Here is a 20,235-nt window from a genome sequence, read left to right as displayed (position 1 = left end):
TGCCGCAGGCTGCGATCTTTTGATCTTGTTTTTGAAAAGCAAAGTCAAAAGATCGCAGCCTGCGGCAGCTCCTACGCAGCGTTGTCAGTCCGGGCGTTGCGCCGAATCACCTGTGGCGGCTGGCCGAACGCCCTGAGGAAGGCTTCGCGCATGCGCCGACGGTCACTGAAGCCGGTCTCGACGGCGATCTGATCGAGATTCAGCCGTCCACGCTCCAGCAACTGTCGAGCCGCTTCCAGGCGCAGGTTCTCGATGGCCTTGGCCGGCGACTGGCCGGTCTCGGCGCGAAAGGCCCGGCTGAATTGTCGCGGACTGAGGCGCGCCACGTCCGCCAGTTGTTCCACCGATAAAGCCTCGGCAAGGTGTTCCCGGGCATAGCCGAGAACGCTCTGGATGCGGTCCGATTTCGGTTCCAGCTCCAGCAGCGCCGAGTGCTGCGACTGGCCTCCCGCGCGGCGGTGGTACATCACCAGTTTCTGTGCCACGGAACGGGCCAGTTCGGCACCGTGGTCCTTTTCGACCATGGCCAGCGCCAGGTCGATGCCAGCGGTCATTCCGGCGGACGTCCAGATCGAGCCGTCGATGACGTAGATGCGGTCTTCTTCCACCTTGATCGACGGGAACCGCGCTTGCAGCTCTCGCGCATACGCCCAATGCGTGGTCGCCCGCCGACCGTCCAGCAAGCCGGCCTGGGCCAGGACAAAGGCGCCGGAGCAGATCGATGCGGTGCGGCGTGCGGTCTTGACGCTGGCGCGCAGGTAGTTCAGCACTCCCTCGGGCGCCTGCTGGAGGATGGCATCGCCGCCTACCACGATTACCGTATCAAACACTCGCTCGCCGAACGCCTCGGTGCCGACACTCAGGCCACCGGAAGCGCGCAAAGTGCGGCCATCCTCGGACAGCACGCTGACGTCATAGAGCGCTTCGCCGGCGCTGAAGTTGGCGTACTCGAACACCGGCATGGCCGCCAGCGCCATGGACTGGAAGCCGTCAAACACTACAAACGCCACGGAAGTCATCGAGAGGTCCTCAAAAAGGTCATGTCCCAAAAACGTATGTTAAACGTCATTTGCGACGCACGGCAGTCAATTTATAACTGATCTCACCCGGCGAACGTATCGTCTCACTGTGAAGGAAAATCGACATGGCCCTCTCATCCAAAGGCACCGCACTGATCACTGGCGCCTCTTCGGGCATAGGCGCGGTCTACGCCGAACGTCTCGCCCGGCAAGGTTACGACCTGATTCTGGTCGCCCGCAGCCGTAGCAGATTGAACGCCCTGGCCAACCACCTGAGCAACGAAACCGGGCGCGCCGTGGAAGTGGTCGCCGCCGATTTGAAAGACAAAGCCGACCTGCTGCGGGTCGAAGAGATTCTGCGCCGCGACGCGAGCATCACTATGCTGGTCAACAATGCCGGGGTCGGCGGCGTCATGCCCTTGCTGGGAAGTCCCGTGGACGACATGGAAGACATGATTGCCCTCAATGTCACCGCGTTGATGCGTCTGGCTTATGCGGTGGTGCCAGGCTTCGTCGCCCGCGGCACCGGGACCGTGATCAACATCGCCTCGATCGTCGCCATCGCCCCGCAGATCCTCAATGGCGTGTACGGCGGGACCAAGGCGTTCGTCCTGAGTCTGAGCCAATCGATGCACCACGAACTGGCCGACAAAGGCCTGCGCATCCAGGCGGTATTGCCCGGCGCCACGGCCACCGACTTCTGGAGCGAGGCCGGCAATCCGGTGGAAAACCTGCCGCAAGAGATCGTGATGTCCGCCGAGGACATGGTCGACGCCGCGCTGGTTGGCCTGGCACAAGGCGAGGTGGTGACCATCCCCGGTCTGCATGACGGCGAGCAGTGGGATCGTTACGAAACACAGCGCCAAACCCTGTCCGGGTTGTTCGGCAATTCCACGGCAGCGCCGCGTTATCGCTGAGACGGGGGGCAGGGTGGACTACGCTTGGGTAAGGACCGTTCACCCACGGTTCGTTGAGCCGTTCGACGAGCCGCTGTCCTGCCAAAGGGAGCCACCATGCTTCACATCAGAACGCCCTTGATTCTGCACCCAGGCCTGTCGACCCCGACCCGGCGCATCTGGCTCAAGCTGGAAAACCTGCAACCCAGCGGTTCGTTCAAACTGCGCGGCATGGGTCTGTTGTGTACCCAGGCAAAGGCGCAGGGCAAGCGCAAAGTCGTTTGCCCTTCCGGTGGCAATGCCGGTTTCGCCACCGCCGTTGCCGCTGCCAGCCTGGGCCTGAAAGCCTGCATCGTGGTGCCGCATACCACCCCGGAAGCCACCCGCGCCAGAATCCGCAAGACCGGTGCCGAGGTGATCGTGCATGGCAAGGTCTGGGACGATGCCAATCAAAAGGCCATGGAACTGTCCCAGGGCGCGCACACCGAGTACGTGCCGGCCTTTGATCATCCGGTGTTGTGGGAGGGGCACAGCACCATGATCGATGAAATCCTCGAGGACTGTCCTCAGGTCGATACCCTGGTGACGTCGGTCGGAGGCGGTGGCTTGCTGGCGGGGATCCTCACCGGCTTGATTCGCCATGGCCGCATGGACTGCCGGATCGTCGCCTGCGAGACCCGGGGCGCTGCTTCATTCTCAGCGGCGCTGGCTGCCGGGCACCCCGTCAGATTGCCGCGAATCGATACGGTCGCGACATCGCTCGGCGCGGCTCAGGTAGCCGCCTGGCCGGTGCAGCATATCCTCGATTTTGCTCATGAATGCGTGGTGCTCAGCGATGACGAGGCGATCATGGGCGTAGTGCGTTATGCCAATGACTTGCGACAGTTGGTCGAACCGGCGTGCGGGGTTTCGTTGGCGATCGGCTACCTGGACCATCTGGCAATTGCCGGCGCCCGGGACGTAGTGATCGTGGTGTGTGGCGGGGTGAGTATCAGTGCACAGATGGTGGCCGGCTGGGCGCGCTTGTCCACCGCGAGCGAAAAGTAGCGAGACAGCGAGGGCAGGGCCGGAAACGCTATCCAGGTGTCACAAGCCCCACCGCTACTTTTTCAGCGTTCATTGACCGGCAGTCCTGCCTTCCTGAACCAGGATGGCTCGGGCCAGGTCTTCATCGCTTGCCTTCAGGCCAGGATTATTCTGACGCACCTGCTGCAATACCGACTCCAGGTAAACCCCACGAATCGTACCGCCACTGGCGACGAAGCTGGAGGCGTCATCCCGGGCGGGAATCATCATTTTGTCATCCTTGAAGGTCGAATACAGGGACGCGGAAAGACCCGCCGAAGTGGCGACATCGCCTGCATCCACATCGGCCAGGGCCGAACCGACGGGCAAGCAAAGCACTAGCGAAGAGATGAGAAACAGACGGCGCATGACGGAGTCCTCCGAAAGCATGAAGTGTAAAGGAAGTGCTACATAACTTAGGATGCCTGACGGTGCTCAGGAGTTCCTTGCCGCACACACAATCACTTCGACCAATAACCGCGGATCTGCCAGTTTCGCCTCGCCGCAGGCCCGGGTTTGCATTGTGTTTTCCGCTGCCGCAGGCTGCGATCTTTTGATCTTCACATCAACTCACCGCGAAAACCGCTTTCGATAATCCCGCAGCGAGACGCTCAGATTCTGCGCGATCCACAGGTGCAGGTCGTCGAAGGCGGCCCCGTCCCCGGTTTGCGCTTGCAGCAGTTGGCTGTACTGGGCCTGGCCGCCGGGGCGCTTGAGGCACACCACCAACTCCCGGGCCACTTCCAGCGCTACTTCACGCCCGCAGTCGGCTTCCACCAGGGCCAACGCCAGATCGATGCCGGCACTGACGCCCGCCGACGTCCACACCGAACCTTGCTGGATGAAGATGGCATCGCTGTCGACTTCAACCAACGGAAAACCCTGCTTGAGCATGTCGCACAGCAGCCAGTGGGTGGCGGCGCGTCGACCGTCGAGCAGGCCCGCCTGAGCCAGCAGGAAGGCGCCGCTGCACACCGAGGCGGTGCGCCGGGCTTTGGCCGAAGCGGCTTGCAGCCAGGCGACCAGTTCCACAGATTCATTCATGGCCTGGCGAATGTTCGGTGCGCCGGGCACGATCAGCGTGTCGATCGGCTGATCGGCGAAATCGCTCAAGGCCAACGTGTCGAGAGCAAGGCCTTCCGCCGTCTGGATCAAGCCGCCGGCGAGGCTCGCCGTGTGTCGTTGGTATCCCGGCAAGCCGCGTTCGGCCATGGCGCGAGCAGGCTCGCTCCCACAAGTGCCACCCCACAGGGGCCACTCGTGACAATCCAGAACAATTGTATTGCCCTTACCTGTCTGTTTCCCCACAGCAGGGCTGCGTACCTTGGGTTCATTGCAACCAGACAAGGACCTTCCCATGCTCAACCGATTGGTACTGCCGTTCGCCCTGTTGTTCACCCTCAACGCCGCCCACGCCGCGGACACGGAAAAATGGTATCCATCGAAATACGGCGCCCAGGATGAAATCGGCGCGCTGAATCTGTTGAACGCCGAGTCGGTGCTCAACGCCGCGAAACTGATCAAGACCGGCAAGACCTACCCGTTGGCCGTGCCCATCGATAAAAACCTGCCGGCCTTCCGACATCGCAGTTTTCACCTGACCAACATCCAGCCTGGTGAAGCCGGCGGCACCACCATGGGGCCGAACAAGTTCACCTTCAACGATGAACTGGTGGTGGGCTGGACCGGGGTCGGCACCCAACTCAACGGCATCGGCCACATCGGCATCGACAACGTCTATTACAACGGCAACCGCGCCGCCGACTTCGTGACCGTGGAAGGGGTGCAGAAACTCGGCATCGAGAAAGTCCCGCCGATCGTCACCCGTGGCGTCGTGCTGGACATGACCGCGGTGTACGGCAGCGCCATCGTGCCGGAGAAAACCGAGTTCAGCGTCGCCGACATCCAGAAGGCCCTGGACCTGCAAGGCATCACCATCCAGAAGGGCGATGTGGTGCTGTTCAACACCGGTTGGCTGGAGCTGCTGGGCAAGGACAACGAGAAATTCCTCGCCGTGGAACCGGGCATCGGCATGGCGGCGGCCAAGTGGCTGGCGGACAAGCAAATCGTCGCGTTCGGCGGTGATACCTGGGCCTCGGAAATCTACCCGGGCACAGACGGCCAGGAGTTTCCGGTCAATCAGTTCATGCTGGCTAAAAACGGCATCTACAACCTTGAGTTGATCGATAGCCGCGCGCTGGTGCGGGACAAGGCCTGGGAGTTCATGTTCGTGCTGGGGCAGCCGCTGTACAAGGGCTCGACCCAGGTCAATATCAACCCGGTGGCGATTCGCTAAAGACCCACCTTTCACCCGCAACGGGCCCGGGGATGAACACTCATCGCCGGGCCCGTTTTTGTCGTTGGTTTGTCCTATGAAACGAGAACACACGGATAGGGTTCCTTCCCTTTGCAGCATCGCTGCACGCCTGCGCCTCAAACAACTGCGCCTGCTGATCGCGCTGGATGATCGCGGCTCCCTGCACAAGGCCGCCGAGCACATCTCGATTTCCCAGTCCGGCGCCACCAAGGCCTTGCACGAGGTCGAGTCGATGATCGGCACGCCGCTGTTCGAACGCCAGCCCAAAGGTCTGGTCGCCAATGAAATGGGCCGCTGCATGATTCGTTACGCGCGGTTGATCTACAGCGATGTGGCGCACCTGCGCGAAGAAATGCTGAGCATCATGCAAGGCCAGGGCGGGCGGCTGTCGGTGGGGGTGATCATGGGCGCGGTGCCGCTGCTGACGCGGGCCTTGACCGAGTTGCGGCTCAAGCAGCCGCAGCTGTCCATAGAGCTGGTAGAAAACACCAGCGCCACCTTGCTCGGCTTGCTGGACCAGGGACGGCTGGACCTGGCCATTTGTCGCGCCAGCGTCGGCCAGCGCTCGGACACTTACGACTGCATCGAACTGACCGAAGAACCCTTGGCGGTGGTCGCCAGCCAGCAGCACCCGCTGGCCAGTGCCGAGTCGTTGCAGCTGTCGCAGTTGAGCGATTACCGCTGGGTGGTCTACCCCAAGGACATGCCGATGCGCCAGGCCCTGGAGTGTGAACTGAACGAGGCGGGGCTGGAAGTGCCGCGGTATCCGCTGGAAACTTCGTCGACCTTCGCCACCATTCTGTTGGTGCAGCAGGACCCGACCTTGCTGGCGGTGATCCCGGTGGAAGTCGCCGAATTCTGCGAGCAATTCGAGCTGCTGGTAAAACTGCCGGTGTCGATGCGCGCCTTGATCGAACCCTATGGCGTGATCAGCCGGGCCGGCGCCGACCTGTCTCCGGCGGCGGCCCTGCTGATCAACGAACTGCAGCAGGACCTGATTACTTGATCACGATCGGGTTCACCGGTGCCCCCGTGCCGCCAACGATCTTCAACGGGGTCGCACATGGGGTTGTCCTTGGGATTTAACAGACGCCTGGAATCTGCCTTTGTAGGAGCTGCCGCAGGCTGCGATCTTTTGATCTTGATTTTTGCTGTTCTTGAAGGCAGCCAAGATCAAAAGATCGCAGCCTGCGGCAGCTCCTACAGGGGCTTTGTGTGGATCCGACGGCAGGGGGGGTTATTTGATCGGCGAGAACTCGGCTGGAATCAGCAGCTTCGATTCCATCTTCTCCAGCATCGGGAATGCGATCGGCACGAAGCCCTCCAGCCAGTCCGGATCCTGATACAGCGCGGCGCGTTTCTTGATCCGTTCATCCAGGCTCTCGTAGGCCCAGATATGAATCACCTGGTTCAGCTCGCCGATTTCCGTGTACCACCAGCCCACCAGGGTGGCGTAGCGGGAGATGACCGGCAGGCCGTTTTCGTCGAAGTGTTTGAGGTAGGTCTGCATCTTGCCGATCTGAATCGTGTAGGTGCGCATTTCGTAAAACATGGGATTTTTTCTCTCAGGAATGAATGCCGTGGAAGGCGTTGCCGATGATCCGTTCGATGTCGGCGGCGGTGGTCAGTCGCGGGTTGACCAGCACGTTGCCACTGCGCATGGAGTCGCTGACCATTTGCGGCATATAGTCGAGGTCCACGCCCAGGTCCTTGATGTTGTCGGGGATGCCGATCGCCTTGTTCAGCGCCACCACGTGCTCGACCACTTTGTGCCCGGCGCGGGCCGGGCTCAGGCCGTTGACGTCTTCGCCCATGGCGATGGCGATCTCGCGAAACAGCTCGGGGCAGGCCGCCAGGTTGTATTCGATGACGTAGGGCAACAGCGTGGCGTTGGCGATGCCATGGGGAATGTTGAACACGCCGCCGAAGGTGTGGGAGATGGCATGCACGTTGCCCAGTTTCGATTGGGCGAACGCCACCCCGGCCAGGAAGGATCCGAGCAGCATCTGTTCCCGGGCGTGCAAATCGCTGCCGCTGAAAAACGCTTTCGGCAGGTGCGTGCAGATCATCTTGATCGCTTGCAGGGCCAGGGCCTGGCTGACCGGGTTGGCCTGTTTCGAGACGTAGGATTCAACGGCATGGGTCAGGGCGTCCATGCCCGTGGCGGCGGTGATCGATGGCGGCAACTTCAGGGTCAGTTCGGCATCGAGAATCGCCAGCTTGGGGAACAGCCTCGGGCTGACGATCACCGTCTTGAACAGGGTCCTGGTGTTGGTGAACACCGTGGACGCGGTACATTCGCTGCCGGTACCGGAGGTGGTCGGGATGGCAAAGATCGGCAGCGGCGGCTGCAGCAGTTTGTCGTAGCCTTCGTAGTCGAGGATGCTGCCGGGGTTGGTGGCCATCGCCGCGACACCCTTGGCGGTGTCGATGCTGCTGCCGCCTCCGACGCCGATCACCGAATCGCAATCATGGTTTTTCAGGAACGCCACGGCGCGCTCCAGCACGTCGGTGGTGGGGTTGGGCTCGACGCCGGAAAACACTTCGTAGCTGATCTCGCTCTCGGCCAGCGAGGCAAAAAAGCCCTCCAACACGCCCGACGCTATCAACCCTTCATCGGTGACCACCAGCAGTTTTCTGCGCACATGGGGCTTGAGCAATGCACCGGCCTGACGCACCAGGCCATTGCCGCTCTTCAAGGTCGTGGGGAAATAAAACTGGAACGGGTTCATGGGATTCTCCGGTTCTTATTGGTGCGCAAACACTAATAAGCGCCGCAGACGGCCGATAATGAAAAGGTCTGATCCGGTGATCACCCTTTGTCATCCCCCGCCGAGCCGGGTTGCAGTGGTAACTTAAGGTTTTACAACGGTCGGGAGCATGGTCATGGAATTGGGAATAACGGGGCGCTGGGCGATCGTCTGTGCCGCCAGCAAGGGGCTGGGGCTGGCCTGTGCGCGGGCCTTGGCGAAGGAGGGCGTCAATCTGGTGATCAACGCCCGGGGCAACGACACCTTGCAGGCGGCGGCAGACGAATTGCGCCAGCTGGCACCGGGCATCGAAGTGCGCACGGTGGCCGGGGACATCAGCGAGCCGGCGGTGCGTGAGCAGGTGCTGGCGGCCTGCCCGCAGGTCGACATCCTGGTCAATAACGCCGGCGGCCCGCCGCCGGGCGACTTCCGCGACTGGCAGCGCGAGGACTGGCTGAAGGCGCTGGATGCCAACATGCTGACGCCCATCGAGCTGATCAAGGCCTGTGTCGATGGCATGGCCGAGCGCGGTTTCGGGCGCATCGTCAATATCACTTCCGGCGCGGTGAAGGCGCCGATCGATGTGCTCGGTTTGTCCAACGGCGCCCGCAGCGGGCTGACCGGTTTCATCGCCGGGCTCGCGCGGCAGTCGCGGCTGGCGGGCAACAACGTGACCATCAACAACTTGCTGCCGGGGCCGTTCGACACCGAGCGCTTGCACAAGACCCTGAGCGCCGCCGCTGATGCCAATAGCACCAGCGTTGAAAACATCAGCGAACAGCGGCGCAAACATGTTCCGGCCCAGCGCTTCGGCCAGCCCGATGAGTTCGGCGCCTATTGCGCGTTCATCTGCAGCGCCCACGCAGGCTTCCTCACCGGGCAAAACCTGTTGCTCGACGGCGGCAGTTACCCCGGTACGTTCTGATCGCTTGGGGATGAAGATTGGTCATCCCCCAATCAGATCCCATCATTATTCACTCAGCGGGCGCGTGATTAGAGTGGAGCCGCTTGCCTAACGCCAGTCAGTCAAGGTTCTGAACACCGCAATCCTTGTGGGAGCGAGCTTGCTCGCGATAGCAGACTGTCAGCCAACATCCATGTTGAATGACCCACCACTATTGCGAGCAAGCTCGCTCCCACGGGTTCTGCGTTTTAACTGACAGGCATCAGGCCGCTTATCTCCACAACAATAAAGAGCGCCCCTCATGAACAATCCGAGTGCCGAAAGCCTGCCGTTGGCAGCCGCGTCCGCAACCGAGCGTCCCACCAGCGTGCGCTGGCGAATCTTCCTCATCATGTTGCTGCTGACCGCCATCAACTACATCGACCGCGCCTCGCTGTCGGTGGCCTTGCCGCTGATCTCCGCCGAGTTCCAGATCCCGCCGGCGCTGGAAGGGTTGATGCTCAGCGCGTTTTTCTGGTCCTACGCCTTGATGCAGATTCCCGGCGGCATGCTGCTCGATCGCTTCCAGACGCGGCGGGTGATTGTCATCGCGACGGTAGCCTGGGGCGCGTTCCAGGCCCTGGCCGCCGGTGCGCACAACTGGATTACGTTGCTGATCACCCGCATGGGCCTGGGCATCGCCGAGTCGCCGATCATGCCGGCCGGGGCCAAACTCAACGGCGCCTGGCTGACCCCCAACGAACGCGGGCGCGGCGCGGTGCTGGTGGACGGCGGGGCACCCCTGGGCAGTGCCTTCGGCGCGATCATCATCGCCGGCCTGATCGGCTGGTTCGATTCCTGGCGTATCGCCTTTGTGATCGCCGGAGTCGGCACCATGCTCGCCGGCGTGCTGGCCTGGAAATACATTCGCAACCACCCCAGCGAACACCCCGGCGTTAATGCCGCGGAACTGGCGCACATCACCGAGGGCAATAGCACCATCAGCCAACCCGGCGCAGTGACCAGCATCCCGCTCAAGGAACTGCTGAAAGATCGCTCGGTGCTGGCGATGTTCGCCGGCTACTGCTGCATCCTCAGCGTGTTCTACGGTTTGCTGACCTGGATGCCGAGCTACCTGCACCAGACCCACGGCCTGAACATTTCGAGCATGGGCGGTGCGACCTTCCTGATTTTCATGTGCGGCTTCGTCGGCGAACTGGTCGGCGGTTATCTGGGGGACAAATGGAAATCCAGCGGCGCCTCGCCCAACCTGGTGATGCGCAGCATGTTCAGCGGCTCGGCGCTGGTGGCGGCGGTGTGCATGCTGGCGGTGGCCTATGCCAGCGAAGCCGACAAAGCGATCGGCCTGCTCTGCGTGGCGATGTTTTTCATTCGCTGGTGCGGCATGTACTGGTGCATTCCGTCGATCCTCGGCGGCACCTCGAAAACCGGCGTGCTGGCCGGCACCATGAACTTCTGCGGCAACATGGCGGGGGTGATCGTGCCGATCATGATCGGGTTGATCGTGCAGTTCACCGGTTCGTACTTCCTGGTGCTGATTTTCTTCGTGGTCATGGCCCTGTTGCTGGCGATATTCTCCAGCCTGATCGATTACCGGGAGCGGGGGCTGACGTGACATGAGCGCAGGGCAGGTGAGCGTCGATATCGAATGCGTGGTGGTCGGGGCCGGGGTGGTCGGGCTGGCGGTGGCCAGGGCCCTGGCCCGCAGCGGGCGGGAAGTGATCCTGGTCGAGGCGGGCGAGGGCATTGGCGTGGGCATCAGTTCGCGCAATTCCGAGGTGATCCATGCCGGGATCTATTACCCGAGCGGCAGCCTCAAGGCGCAGTTGTGCGTGGAGGGCAAGCAACGCCTCTACGCCTTTTGCGACGAACGCGGGGTTGATTATCAGCGCCTCGGCAAGCTGATCGTCGCCACCGATGATAGCCAGTGCGCGGCCTTGCAGAAGTTGCTGGAGCAGGGGCGGCGCAATGGTGTCGATGACTTGCAATGGCTGGACGCTGGACAGGCGCGGGAGTTTGAGCCGGCGTTGTCCTGTGTCGCCGCGCTCTGGTCGCCTTCCACAGGGATTGTCGATTCTCACGCCCTGATGCTGGCGCTGCAGGCAGACGCCGAAGCCAGTGGCAGCTCGATTGCCTTTCACACGCCACTGGTCTCAGCCCGTTACACCGGGCACGGGTTCAAATTGCAGATGGGGGGCGCACACCCCATGACCCTGAGCTGTCGCGAGTTGATCAATAGCGCCGGATTGTCCGCGCCTGAGCTGGCGAGCCGGATTGAAGGCTTGCCATCGCAGCATGTTCCCACCGCCCGCTTGTGCAAGGGCAGCTATTTCAGTTTCAGCGGCCGGGCACCCTTCCGGCATCTGGTGTATCCGGCCCCGGAAAGTGCCGGGCTGGGCGTGCACATGACGCTGGATCTGGGTGGGCAGGCACGCTTCGGGCCGGACGTCCAATGGGTCGATCAGGTCGATTACCGCGTCGATCCGCAGCGCGCCGATGGCTTCTACGAGGCGATCCGGCGTTACTGGCCGGCCTTGCCCGATGCCAGCCTGCAACCGGCCTACAGCGGCATCCGCCCGAAAATCAGCGGTCCGTCGGAACCGACCGCCGACTTCATCATCAGTGGCCCGCTCGAGCATGGCGTGCCGGGCCTGGTGAACCTGTTTGGTATCGAGTCCCCGGGCCTGACCAGTTGCCTGGCATTGGCCGAGCGGGTGCTGGCGACGCTGGGCCGGGAACGGGCGTACCGATGATCAGCGCCGGCGATGCCGTTCGTCGATGCGGGCTATGCTTGGCAGTGCGCCCATTGAAGTGGGAGACCTCTGATGATCAACGCACGCACTGCCCGCATGCTTGCCGATTACAAACGCTGGGCCGATCAACGCCTCTTCGACAGCCTGGCCTCCCTGCCGCCGGGTGAGGTCAATAAAGATCGGGTCTCGGTATTCAAGAACATGATCGGCACCCTGAACCACATCTACGTCGTGGACTGCATCTGGCAGGCCCACCTCGAAGGCCGAGGGCACGGCTTCAAGACCTCACACGATCTGCTGCATCCCGATCTGGCCGAGCTGCGCGTGGCGCAGAAGAGCATCGATCACTGGTACTGCGACTGGAGCGAACGGCAGACCGATGAATCGCTGGATCAACCCGTCGAGTTCAGCTTCGTCTCGGGCGAAAGCGGCACCATGAGCGCCGGCGCGATGCTGCTGCACGTGGTCAATCACGCCAGCTATCACCGCGGCTGGGTGGTGCAGATGTATTTCGAGATTCCGGCCATGCCACCGGTCACGGACATGCCGGTGTACCTGCGCGAATCCGATCAGGTGTATTTCCGCCCGCTCAATGCGCCGGCGGTGGCGCGGACATGTGGCGTACAATTTTCGAGCGCAACCAGCGTTCTGCCGGATCGTTATCGTTGACCCCGTTCCAGACCATGGACAGTTCGGACAGGTTGATCTCAAACGGCGGGTCGTCGGCCCGCAACTGGCTGCTGCCTTCGATCAGCGCGCACGCGGCGTAGTCCGGCACCGTGGCCAGCATATCGGTGCCTGCGAGCAACGCACGCAGGCCGGCGAACTGCGGCACCGCCAGCACCACCCGGCGCGAACGGCCGATACGGGCCAGGTCGTTGTCGATGGCACCGGTCAAGTCCCCGGAAAACGACACCAGCGCATGCGGTCGTTCGCAATAGTCATCCAGGGTCAGCGCGCCGGGACGGCTGTCGCCGCGCAGGATCTTGACGCTCAGGTCCCGCAACTTCTTGCGCTTGGCATTGGCTGGCAGTTCCGTGGTGTAGCTGATGCCGACGGAAATTTCCCCGGAGGCGAGCATCGACGACATCAGCAGGAAATTCACCCGACGCACCACCACCACCACGTTCTGCGCCTCTTCGCGCATCTGCTTGAGCAGCGGCGGAAACAGCCCGAACTCGGCGTCGTCGGACAGGCCGATGCGAAACACATCGCGGCTGGTGGATGGATCGAAATCCTTGGCCCGGCTGACCGCGCCGGAAATGGTGTCCATCGCCGGCTGCAACTCCTTGAGAATCTGCAACGCGCGCTGGGTCGGCTCCAGCACCCGACCGTTGCGCACCAGTAGCGGATCGTCGAACAGATCGCGCAGCTTGGCCAGCGAAGCACTGACGGCAGGCTGGCCGAGGAACAGCTTTTCCCCGGCGCGGGTGAGGTTTTTTTCGAACATCAGGGTTTCGAAAATCACCAGCAGGTTCATGTCCACGCGGCGCAGGTCGTTGCGGTTCATGGTTGGGTTCTCGCTGGGGCTCGGGGTCTTTTAGTAAAGCACCAATCCCCTGTGAGAGCTGGCTTCGCGTGCAAGCCGGCTCGCTCCCACAGTGGTTTTGTGTCGATCAGGGACTGTGGGAACAACCCATATACCTTGTGGGAGCGAGACCGGCTTGCCGGCGAAGAGGCCGCCCGCCCGAGCGCAGATTTCAGCCGCTGTGAACCGCCCCCGGTTCCGTCAGCACCTTCCTGAACGTCTCCACCAGCGGCCGCAGATTGATCCGGTGCCAGGCCGCCCACAGCGGTGTGGTGAAGGAAATCCATGGCACTTCCCGCAGCACCACGCCCGGTGGCGCGTTTCGACTCAGTCCTTTCTGGATCATCGCAATCCCCAGCCCCGACGCCACCAGTCCCAGCGCGGTAAAAGGTTCGGTGGCTTCCATGCGGATGTCCGGAGTAAAACCAGCGCGGATGCAGGCGCTGACGAAGTCGTCGCGGCTGGCGCAGTTCTGGCGGTGTTGCACGCCGATCCATTCCTGATCGGCGAGGTCGGCCGGGGTCAGTGCTTTTTGCTGCGCCAATGGATGATGCTCGGGCAACGCCAGCAGCATCGGATCGTCCAGCACCTGGAAACCCAGCAGGTCCGGATCGTCAGCGACGGGCGGCTCACTGACCAGGGCGATATCCAGACTACGCTGTCGCAGGCCTTCGAGCTGTTCGGCGGAGCTCAGGTTGTACAGCGCCACGTGTACGTTCGGCCGGTCGACCCGCAGCACCCGCAAAGCGTTTGGCAGTACCCCGGCATGCATGGCGTTTTCGATGTAGCCGATGCACAGGCCGCCTTCTTCGCCACGACCCAGGCGCTTGCCGAGGGATTCCAGGCGGTTGGCGTGGGTCAGCAGGGCGCGGGTTTCGGCGAGAAAAGTCTGGCCGTCGCGGGTCAGGCGGATGCGCTGCTGGCTGCGTTCGAACAGGGTCAGCCCCAGGCGTTCTTCGAGCTGGGCGATCTGCCGGCTCAGGGGCGACTGGGAAATGTGCAGGCGTTCGGCGGCGCGACCGACGTGTTCTTCTTCGGCGACGGCGACGAAGTAGCGCAGCTGGCGGATGTCGATCATGTCAGACCTCTGGGGACTCAAGTGCTGCGCATTATGTCTTGGACGGTCCGATCATCGCAATCTAGGATCTGCTCAACGGTCACCCATGAGCTGACCCCTGACACTCAAGAGGATTCACCCATGAGCTTGAAAGACAAACTGCCCGGCGCGCTGGGTTTCGGCACCGCCCCGCTGGGCAACATGTTCCGCGCCATCCCTGAAGAAGAGGCGATGGCCACCGTGCACGCGGCCTGGGATGCCGGTGTGCGTTATTTCGACACCGCCCCGTTCTACGGTTCGGGCCTGTCGGAAATCCGCCTGGGTGCCGCGCTGGCCCAATATAACCGCGACGATTACGTGCTCAGCAGCAAGGTCGGCCGGGTGATTCTCGATGAAGTTGAAGACGCCTCGGCCCGGGATCTGGGCGAGAAGAGCGGGGTGTTCGAACACGGTCGCCCGAACAAGATCGTCAACGACTACAGCGCCGACGCCACGATGCGTTCGATTGAAGACAGCCTCAAGCGTCTGCAAACCGATCGTCTGGACATCGTCTGGGTGCATGACATCGCCCAGGACTTCTACGGCGATCAATGGCTCGAATATTTCAACCAGGCCCGCACCGGCGCTTTCAAAGTGCTGACCCGTTTGCGCGAAGAAGGCGTGATCAAGGGCTGGGGGCTGGGTGTGAACAAGGTCGAGCCGTGCGAACTGACGCTTGATCTGACTGAAGCGCAGCCGGACGGTTTTCTGCTGGCGGGGCGCTACACGTTGCTCGATCACGACCGTGCCTTGCAGCGTTTGATGGACGCGGCGCTGGCGCAGAACGTCGAGATCGTGGTGGGTGGTCCGTACAGCTCGGGCATTCTGGCCGGTGGCACGCATTTCGAATATCAGAAGGCCAGTCCGGCGATCGTCAACAAGGTCGAGCAGATCAAACGCATTGCGGCCGCCCACGGTGTCGACATCAAGGCGGCGGCGTTGCAGTTCTCCCTGGCGAACCCGGCGGTGGCGGCGGTGATTCCAGGTTCCAGCCGTCCGGGGCGGATTGCTGAAGATGTGGCGGCATTGTCGGCGGTCATTCCCGCGGCGTTTTGGCAGGCGATGCGCGAGGCGAAGCTGGTGTCCGAGCGCGCACCATTGCCCATCACAGGAGCTTGAGCATGAAGATCGATCTGACTGGAAAACTCGCGATTGTCAGCGGCAGCACCGCCGGCATTGGCCTGGGCATCAGCAAGGCACTGGCCGAGTCCGGTGCCACGGTGGTGGTGATCGGCCGCGACACGGCCAAGGTCGAGCAGGCGCTGGCGAGCATTCGCCAGAGCGTGCCAGGTGCGCAACTGCGTGGCCTGACCGCGGACCTGGGCACCGCTGAGGGCGCTGAACAGCTGTTCGCCGCCGAACCGCGGGCGGACATCCTGGTGAACAACCTCGGGATCTTCAACGAGGTGGATTTCTTCGACGCCCCGGACAGCGAGTGGACGCGCTTTTATGAGGTCAACGTGATTTCCGGCGTGCGCCTGGCCCGGCATTACGTGCCGGACATGGTCAAGCAGGGTTGGGGCCGGGTGATTTTCCTGTCCTCGGAATCCGGGGTGGCGACCCCGGCCGACATGATCAACTACGGCGTGACCAAGAGCGCTAACCTCGCGGTGTCCCATGGCCTGGCCAAACGGCTGGCGGGCACGGGCGTGACGGTCAATGCGATCCTGCCGGGCCCGACCTTTACCGACGGCCTGGAGCAGATGCTCAAGGACGCCACCGCCGCGTCCGGTCGCAGCGCCCGGGAAGAAGCCGACGCCTTCGTGCGCAAGGCCCGCCCGAGCTCGATCATCCAGCGCGTGGCGGATGTCGAGGAAGTCGCGAATCTGGTGGCTTATATTGCCTCGCCGCTGTCCTCGGCTACTACCGGTGCGGCCCTGCGGGTCGACGGCGGTGTCGTCGACAGCATGGCGATTTGAACCCTATTTGATTAAGAGAGAACCGTACATGGCAACTGCATCAGCGTTTATCGATATCCCGGCTTCGGCCGATCAGGTCTGGCAATTGATTGGCGGCTTCAACTCGCTGCCGGACTGGCTGCCGTTTATTTCCCAGAGCGAACTGAGTGAAGGCGGGCGGGTGCGCAGTCTGCAAACGGCGGATGGGGCCGTGGTAGTTGAGCGTCTTCAAACGTTTGATGACGCGGCGAAGACTTACAGCTATTCGATTTTGCAGGCGCCGTTTCCGGCGACCGACTATCTGGCGACTATCCGTGTTGAAGCGCAAGGCGAGGGCGCGCGGGTGACCTGGTCGGGGCGGTTTGCGCCGGTCGGTGTGAGTGATGAGGAAGTGGTGGCGCTGTTTACCGGGATTTATCAGGGCGGGCTGGAGGCCCTACGGGCCAACTACCCAGCCTGACAACACCACAAATCCCCTGTGGGAGCGAGCTTGCTCGCGATAGCGGTCTACCAGGCAGCAAATATGTCGCCTGACACTCCGCCATCGCGAGCAAGCTCGCTCCCACAAGGATCTACTTGTTCTTGAGCTAGCGCTAGGTCTGGGGAATCAGGTTCTGCCTGCAATCGAGCACCAACCGCGCGCCACCCAGTTCACTGCTTCCCACCTCCAGCGTAAACCCATGCAGGCTGACAATCGCCGCGACGATCGACAACCCCAGCCCGAATCCGCTTTGCGGGTTGCCACCCTCGGCACGATAGAAGCGCTGGAACACCGCCTCCCGTTCGCTCTCGGGTATTCCGGGGCCCGAGTCGAGCACTTCAATCCGCGTATGCCCACCTTCATCAACCCCACGCAAAATCACCTCGCCACCGGGCGGTGTGAATTTGATCGAGTTGCTCAGCAGGTTCGCCACCGCCTCGAACAACAGCGCCCGGTCGCCATAAAGTGGCGGCAATGAATCAGGCAATTGCAACTGAAAACCAAGCTCACCTTCTTCGGCCAACGGCAGATAGAACTCGTGCAGTTCCTGCAACAACGGCAGCGGATCCAGCTGCACAAAACCGGAACGCCGCTGCCGGTCTTCCAGCTCGGAAATGCGCAGCAATCCACGAAATCGCGCCATCAGGGTGTCTGCTTCGGCGAGCACTGAATCGAGTTGCGCCGCTTCTGCCGAGCCTTCGCCTGCCTGTTGCTGCATGCGGTACAACTGCGCGCGCAAGCGGGTCAACGGCGTGCGCAGGTCATGGGCGATGTTGTCGCACACGCCCTTGACCTCGTTCATCAAGCGTTCGATGCGTTCGAGCATGGCGTTGACGATGGCCGCCAGCATGTCCAGTTCATCGCGGCGACTGGACAGCGGCAAGCGCCGGGTCAGGTCGCCGGCGACGATCGCTTCGGCGCTGGCCTGAATCCCGCGAATGCGCCGCAGGGGCCGGCGGCGCAACAGGTGCCAACCGACGATGCCCGGGACAATGGTCAGGGTCACGCCCCAGAACAAGGCGTGCAGAATGATCCGGGTCACGGCAAACAGCGAGCCGTTATCCCGCAGCAGCACCAGCCAGCGACCGTCCCTGGCCTGGGTCGCCACCGCGTCGCAACTGTCGGTGGGCAGGGTCGGGTCGTCGGAGTCGGCGCAGTCGCTGAGCATGTGAATCTTGCCGTCCAGCGGCAGGCCTTTGGGGATATGGCGCAGCGCGCCGCTGAGGTAGCGCTGCTGTGCATCGAACAGGCCGTAGGCGTCGAGGCCGCGAATGTCGAAGGTCATGCTGACGGCGAGGGCGTCCACCAGTTGTTCGCCGGAAAAACGCGAGAACAGGTGCTGACGTTGCATCAGCGAGTGTTTGGCCAGGTTGTCCAGGTAAGCGGACACCTCGTAGTACATGACCCCCATGAGAATCCCGCTCCAGAGCACGAACAGCGAACTGTAGAGCGCCAGCAGGCGGCTGCTGGAAGAGCGCCAGCCTTTAGACGGGTTCGGCAATGACATAACCCGAGCCTCGCACGGTCCGTATCAGTGGGACATTGCCGGGCGGGTCGATCTTCTTGCGCAGACGGCCGATGTGGACGTCGATCAAATTGGTACCGGGGTCGAAGTGGTAGCCCCAGACCTCTTCGAAAATCATCATCCGCGACAGGATCTGCCCGGTGTTGCGCATCAGGAATTCCAGCAGCTTGTACTCGGTGGGCAGCAAGGTCAGTAGCTGCCCGTTGCGACTGGCTTCGTGGCTGATCAGGTTCAGCTCCAGGTCCGCCACCCGCAGCGTGGTGGCCTGGGCGGTCATGGTGTTCTGTCGGCGCAGCAGCACTTCGACCCGGGCGGCCATTTCATCGGTGGCGAAGGGTTTGGTCAGGTAATCGTCACCCCCGGCGCGCAAGCCGCGCACCCGCTCATCGACATCGGAGAGGGCGCTGATCATCAGGATAGGCGTGGCCACGCCCATGGTCCGCAGGGTGGTGACAATCGCCAGGCCATCGAGCTCGGGCAGCATGCGGTCGAGGGTGATCAGGTCGTAGTCGCCGCTGACCGCACGCGCAAGCCCTTCGCGGCCATTGTCGACCCAATCCACGTCGAGGCCGTGGCTGCTCAATTCGGCGACGATTTCCCGGGCGGTCACGGCGTCGTCTTCGATGGTCAGGATGCGGGTCATGGGATGGGCCTGTCTGGAGTTCACAACGTTGCGTGGCATTTTGCCAAGAAATGATCGCAGGCTTTCTAAATAAAACTTCATGTGAGGCGAAAAGATCAAAAGATCGCAGCCTGCGGCAGCTCCTACACCGACCGCATACGACCGTAATCTCACAGGTAAACCCACCCCCACGTAGGAGCTGTCGAGCGAAGCGAGGCTGCGATCTTTTGATCTTGCCTTAATGACCCTGCCTCGTAGGCAATGCATAAAACCCGCTGATATTCCCGCATTGTTGCAATTTGCATGGATATCGGAAGTTCAATATTTATAACATATTGAAATTAAACGATTTATCTAAAACTCGCGACTGGCACGCTGACTGCACTTCTTCATTCGAAGAGTTGTAACACCATCTTTCTGCCTGGAGTGATACAACAATGAATAGATCCCCTGATGGTTTCTATCCTGCCGAATACGAATCGAGCTCGCGCTCTGGTGTGTCCTGGGGTGCCATTTTCGCCGGTGCCGCGGCAGCGGCCGCGTTGTCGCTGATTCTGGTGCTGCTCGGCTTTGGCCTGGGTTTTTCGGCGGTGTCGCCGTGGGCCAACGAAGGGGTGAGCGCCAAGGGCCTGGGCATTTCCACGATTGTCTGGCTGGCCTTCACCCAGATCGTTGCCTCCGGGCTTGGCGGTTACATCGCCGGTCGCCTGCGGGTGAAGTGGGCGAACATGCATGGCGACGAGGTGTATTTCCGTGATACCGCCCATGGCTTCCTGGCCTGGTGCGTGGCGACCCTGGTGACTGCAACGCTGATTGTCGGCTCGATCAGCAGCATTGTCAGTGGCGGTGTGCAGGCCGGCGCCAGTGTGGCCGGTGGTGCCGCCAGTGCCGTGACTCAAGCGGCGGGTACAGCGGCGGGCAACACCGACAGTGACCAGTACGGTTACTACATCGACAGCCTGTTCCGGGATGATCGCCCGGCCGCCGTCAGCGACGATGCCGCCCGTGGCACCGTGACCCGCATCTTCGTGCGCAGCCTGAGCGACGGCCAATTGTCTGCCGAAGACCGTACTTACCTGGCACAGCTGGTTGCCCAGCGGACCAACCTCACTCAAGCGGATGCCGAACGTCGTGTCGATGAGGTCTATGCCCGTACCCAGAAAGCCCTGGCCGACGCCAAGGTGGCTGTCCAGCAAGCTGCTGATACTGCGGCGAAGGTGGCTGCAATGACCGCGCTGTGGATGTTCGTTGCGCTGCTGATTGGCGCGTTTTTCGCCAGCCTTGCTGCAACTTTCGGTGGTCGTCGTCGGGATGCGGTCGAGTATCTCGAAACTGACGCTTATGTAACCACCACTTCAGTCCCTGTTCGTTAACCCAGGAG

Annotated in this window: 20 protein-coding genes and 1 pseudogene; 12 read left to right on the top strand and 9 right to left on the bottom strand. The window is 62.2% G+C overall.

The genetic code is table 11. The features are described 5' to 3' along the window. Positions 1 to 71: 71 nt before the first annotated feature. Entirely contained in the window at positions 72 to 1,019 is a 948-nt protein-coding gene (locus ACA067_RS19910) for a GlxA family transcriptional regulator (protein ID WP_497458133.1), read from the bottom strand. Between the two features lie 125 nt (positions 1,020 to 1,144). On the opposite strand from ACA067_RS19910, the gene ACA067_RS19905 reads away from it, so the two are divergent. Beyond that, positions 1,145 to 1,936, top strand: coding sequence for an SDR family NAD(P)-dependent oxidoreductase (locus tag ACA067_RS19905; protein WP_497458132.1), 792 nt, complete (start codon positions 1,145 to 1,147; stop codon positions 1,934 to 1,936). Between the two features lie 96 nt (positions 1,937 to 2,032). After that, on the top strand, positions 2,033 to 2,962 hold the full coding sequence (locus ACA067_RS19900) for a pyridoxal-phosphate dependent enzyme (RefSeq protein WP_497458131.1): 930 nt from the start codon (positions 2,033 to 2,035) through the stop codon (positions 2,960 to 2,962). Positions 2,963 to 3,031: 69 nt separating this feature from the next. On the opposite strand, the gene ACA067_RS19895 is transcribed toward ACA067_RS19900, so the two are convergent. Continuing rightward, on the bottom strand, positions 3,032 to 3,349 hold the full coding sequence (locus ACA067_RS19895) for a DUF2388 domain-containing protein (RefSeq protein WP_497458130.1): 318 nt from the start codon (positions 3,347 to 3,349) through the stop codon (positions 3,032 to 3,034). 243 nt (positions 3,350 to 3,592) lie between these two features. Further along, positions 3,593 to 4,198 (bottom strand): annotated as a pseudogene (locus ACA067_RS19890) (GlxA family transcriptional regulator); the annotation flags it as partial. 139 nt (positions 4,199 to 4,337) lie between these two features. On the opposite strand from ACA067_RS19890, the gene ACA067_RS19885 reads away from it, so the two are divergent. Next, on the top strand, positions 4,338 to 5,276 hold the full coding sequence (locus ACA067_RS19885) for a cyclase family protein (RefSeq protein ID WP_497458129.1): 939 nt from the start codon (positions 4,338 to 4,340) through the stop codon (positions 5,274 to 5,276). A gap of 76 nt (positions 5,277 to 5,352) precedes the next feature. Further along, positions 5,353 to 6,303 (top strand): LysR family transcriptional regulator, encoded by a 951-nt coding sequence (locus tag ACA067_RS19880; protein ID WP_497458128.1) that lies wholly within the window; start codon positions 5,353 to 5,355, stop codon positions 6,301 to 6,303. A 231-nt stretch (positions 6,304 to 6,534) separates the two neighbouring features. On the opposite strand, the gene ACA067_RS19875 is transcribed toward ACA067_RS19880, so the two are convergent. Beyond that, entirely contained in the window at positions 6,535 to 6,849 is a 315-nt protein-coding gene (locus ACA067_RS19875; RefSeq protein ID WP_497458127.1) for an NIPSNAP family protein, read from the bottom strand. 13 nt (positions 6,850 to 6,862) lie between these two features. Continuing rightward, the gene (locus tag ACA067_RS19870; protein WP_497458126.1) at positions 6,863 to 8,029 is read right to left on the bottom strand and encodes an iron-containing alcohol dehydrogenase; all 1,167 of its coding nucleotides are present in this window, start codon (positions 8,027 to 8,029) and stop codon (positions 6,863 to 6,865) included. Between the two features lie 154 nt (positions 8,030 to 8,183). Between ACA067_RS19870 and ACA067_RS19865 the strand changes: the two genes are divergently transcribed. The 4 genes from ACA067_RS19865 to ACA067_RS19850 all read left to right on the top strand — a co-directional run bounded on the left by ACA067_RS19865 (position 8,184) and on the right by ACA067_RS19850 (position 12,373). Then, the gene (locus ACA067_RS19865; RefSeq protein WP_497458125.1) at positions 8,184 to 8,972 is read left to right on the top strand and encodes an SDR family oxidoreductase; all 789 of its coding nucleotides are present in this window, start codon (positions 8,184 to 8,186) and stop codon (positions 8,970 to 8,972) included. Positions 8,973 to 9,252: 280 nt separating this feature from the next. Then, a complete protein-coding gene (locus ACA067_RS19860; RefSeq protein ID WP_497458124.1) occupies positions 9,253 to 10,566 on the top strand; it encodes an MFS transporter in 1,314 nt (437 codons plus the stop codon). A gap of 16 nt (positions 10,567 to 10,582) precedes the next feature. Continuing rightward, positions 10,583 to 11,704, top strand: a complete 1,122-nt coding sequence (locus ACA067_RS19855; RefSeq protein ID WP_497462811.1) for an NAD(P)/FAD-dependent oxidoreductase — start codon at positions 10,583 to 10,585, stop codon at positions 11,702 to 11,704. A gap of 72 nt (positions 11,705 to 11,776) precedes the next feature. Then, positions 11,777 to 12,373, top strand: coding sequence for a DinB family protein (locus tag ACA067_RS19850; RefSeq protein ID WP_497458123.1), 597 nt, complete (start codon positions 11,777 to 11,779; stop codon positions 12,371 to 12,373). Here the strand turns inward: ACA067_RS19850 and ACA067_RS19845 are convergent. Then, positions 12,294 to 13,214, bottom strand: a complete 921-nt coding sequence (locus tag ACA067_RS19845) for a LysR substrate-binding domain-containing protein (protein ID WP_497458122.1) — start codon at positions 13,212 to 13,214, stop codon at positions 12,294 to 12,296. The two genes, ACA067_RS19850 and ACA067_RS19845, sit on opposite strands and share 80 nt — an antisense overlap. A 190-nt stretch (positions 13,215 to 13,404) precedes the next feature. Continuing rightward, on the bottom strand, positions 13,405 to 14,310 hold the full coding sequence (locus tag ACA067_RS19840; RefSeq protein ID WP_497458121.1) for a LysR substrate-binding domain-containing protein: 906 nt from the start codon (positions 14,308 to 14,310) through the stop codon (positions 13,405 to 13,407). A 120-nt stretch (positions 14,311 to 14,430) separates the two neighbouring features. Between ACA067_RS19840 and ACA067_RS19835 the strand changes: the two genes are divergently transcribed. The 3 genes from ACA067_RS19835 to ACA067_RS19825 are packed head-to-tail and all read left to right on the top strand — an operon-like array spanning position 14,431 to position 16,686. Next, positions 14,431 to 15,447 (top strand): aldo/keto reductase, encoded by a 1,017-nt coding sequence (locus ACA067_RS19835; RefSeq protein WP_497458120.1) that lies wholly within the window; start codon positions 14,431 to 14,433, stop codon positions 15,445 to 15,447. A gap of 2 nt (positions 15,448 to 15,449) precedes the next feature. Continuing rightward, positions 15,450 to 16,247, top strand: a complete 798-nt coding sequence (locus tag ACA067_RS19830; protein WP_497458119.1) for an SDR family NAD(P)-dependent oxidoreductase — start codon at positions 15,450 to 15,452, stop codon at positions 16,245 to 16,247. A gap of 28 nt (positions 16,248 to 16,275) precedes the next feature. Then, positions 16,276 to 16,686 (top strand): SRPBCC family protein, encoded by a 411-nt coding sequence (locus ACA067_RS19825; RefSeq protein WP_497458118.1) that lies wholly within the window; start codon positions 16,276 to 16,278, stop codon positions 16,684 to 16,686. A 133-nt stretch (positions 16,687 to 16,819) separates the two neighbouring features. Here ACA067_RS19825 and ACA067_RS19820 read toward each other — a convergent pair whose 3' ends face one another. Then, on the bottom strand, positions 16,820 to 18,214 hold the full coding sequence (locus ACA067_RS19820) for a sensor histidine kinase (protein WP_497458117.1): 1,395 nt from the start codon (positions 18,212 to 18,214) through the stop codon (positions 16,820 to 16,822). Continuing rightward, on the bottom strand, positions 18,192 to 18,875 hold the full coding sequence (locus tag ACA067_RS19815; RefSeq protein WP_497458116.1) for a response regulator transcription factor: 684 nt from the start codon (positions 18,873 to 18,875) through the stop codon (positions 18,192 to 18,194). The genes ACA067_RS19820 and ACA067_RS19815 overlap by 23 nt, the downstream gene beginning before the upstream one ends. 416 nt (positions 18,876 to 19,291) lie before the next feature. On the opposite strand from ACA067_RS19815, the gene ACA067_RS19810 reads away from it, so the two are divergent. Further along, positions 19,292 to 20,227 (top strand): hypothetical protein, encoded by a 936-nt coding sequence (locus ACA067_RS19810; protein WP_497458115.1) that lies wholly within the window; start codon positions 19,292 to 19,294, stop codon positions 20,225 to 20,227. Positions 20,228 to 20,235 lie beyond the last annotated feature (8 nt).

The sequence above is a fragment of the Pseudomonas sp. LBUM1674 genome (assembly GCF_059695635.1).
This window is presented reverse-complemented; position numbering and strand designations above follow the sequence as displayed.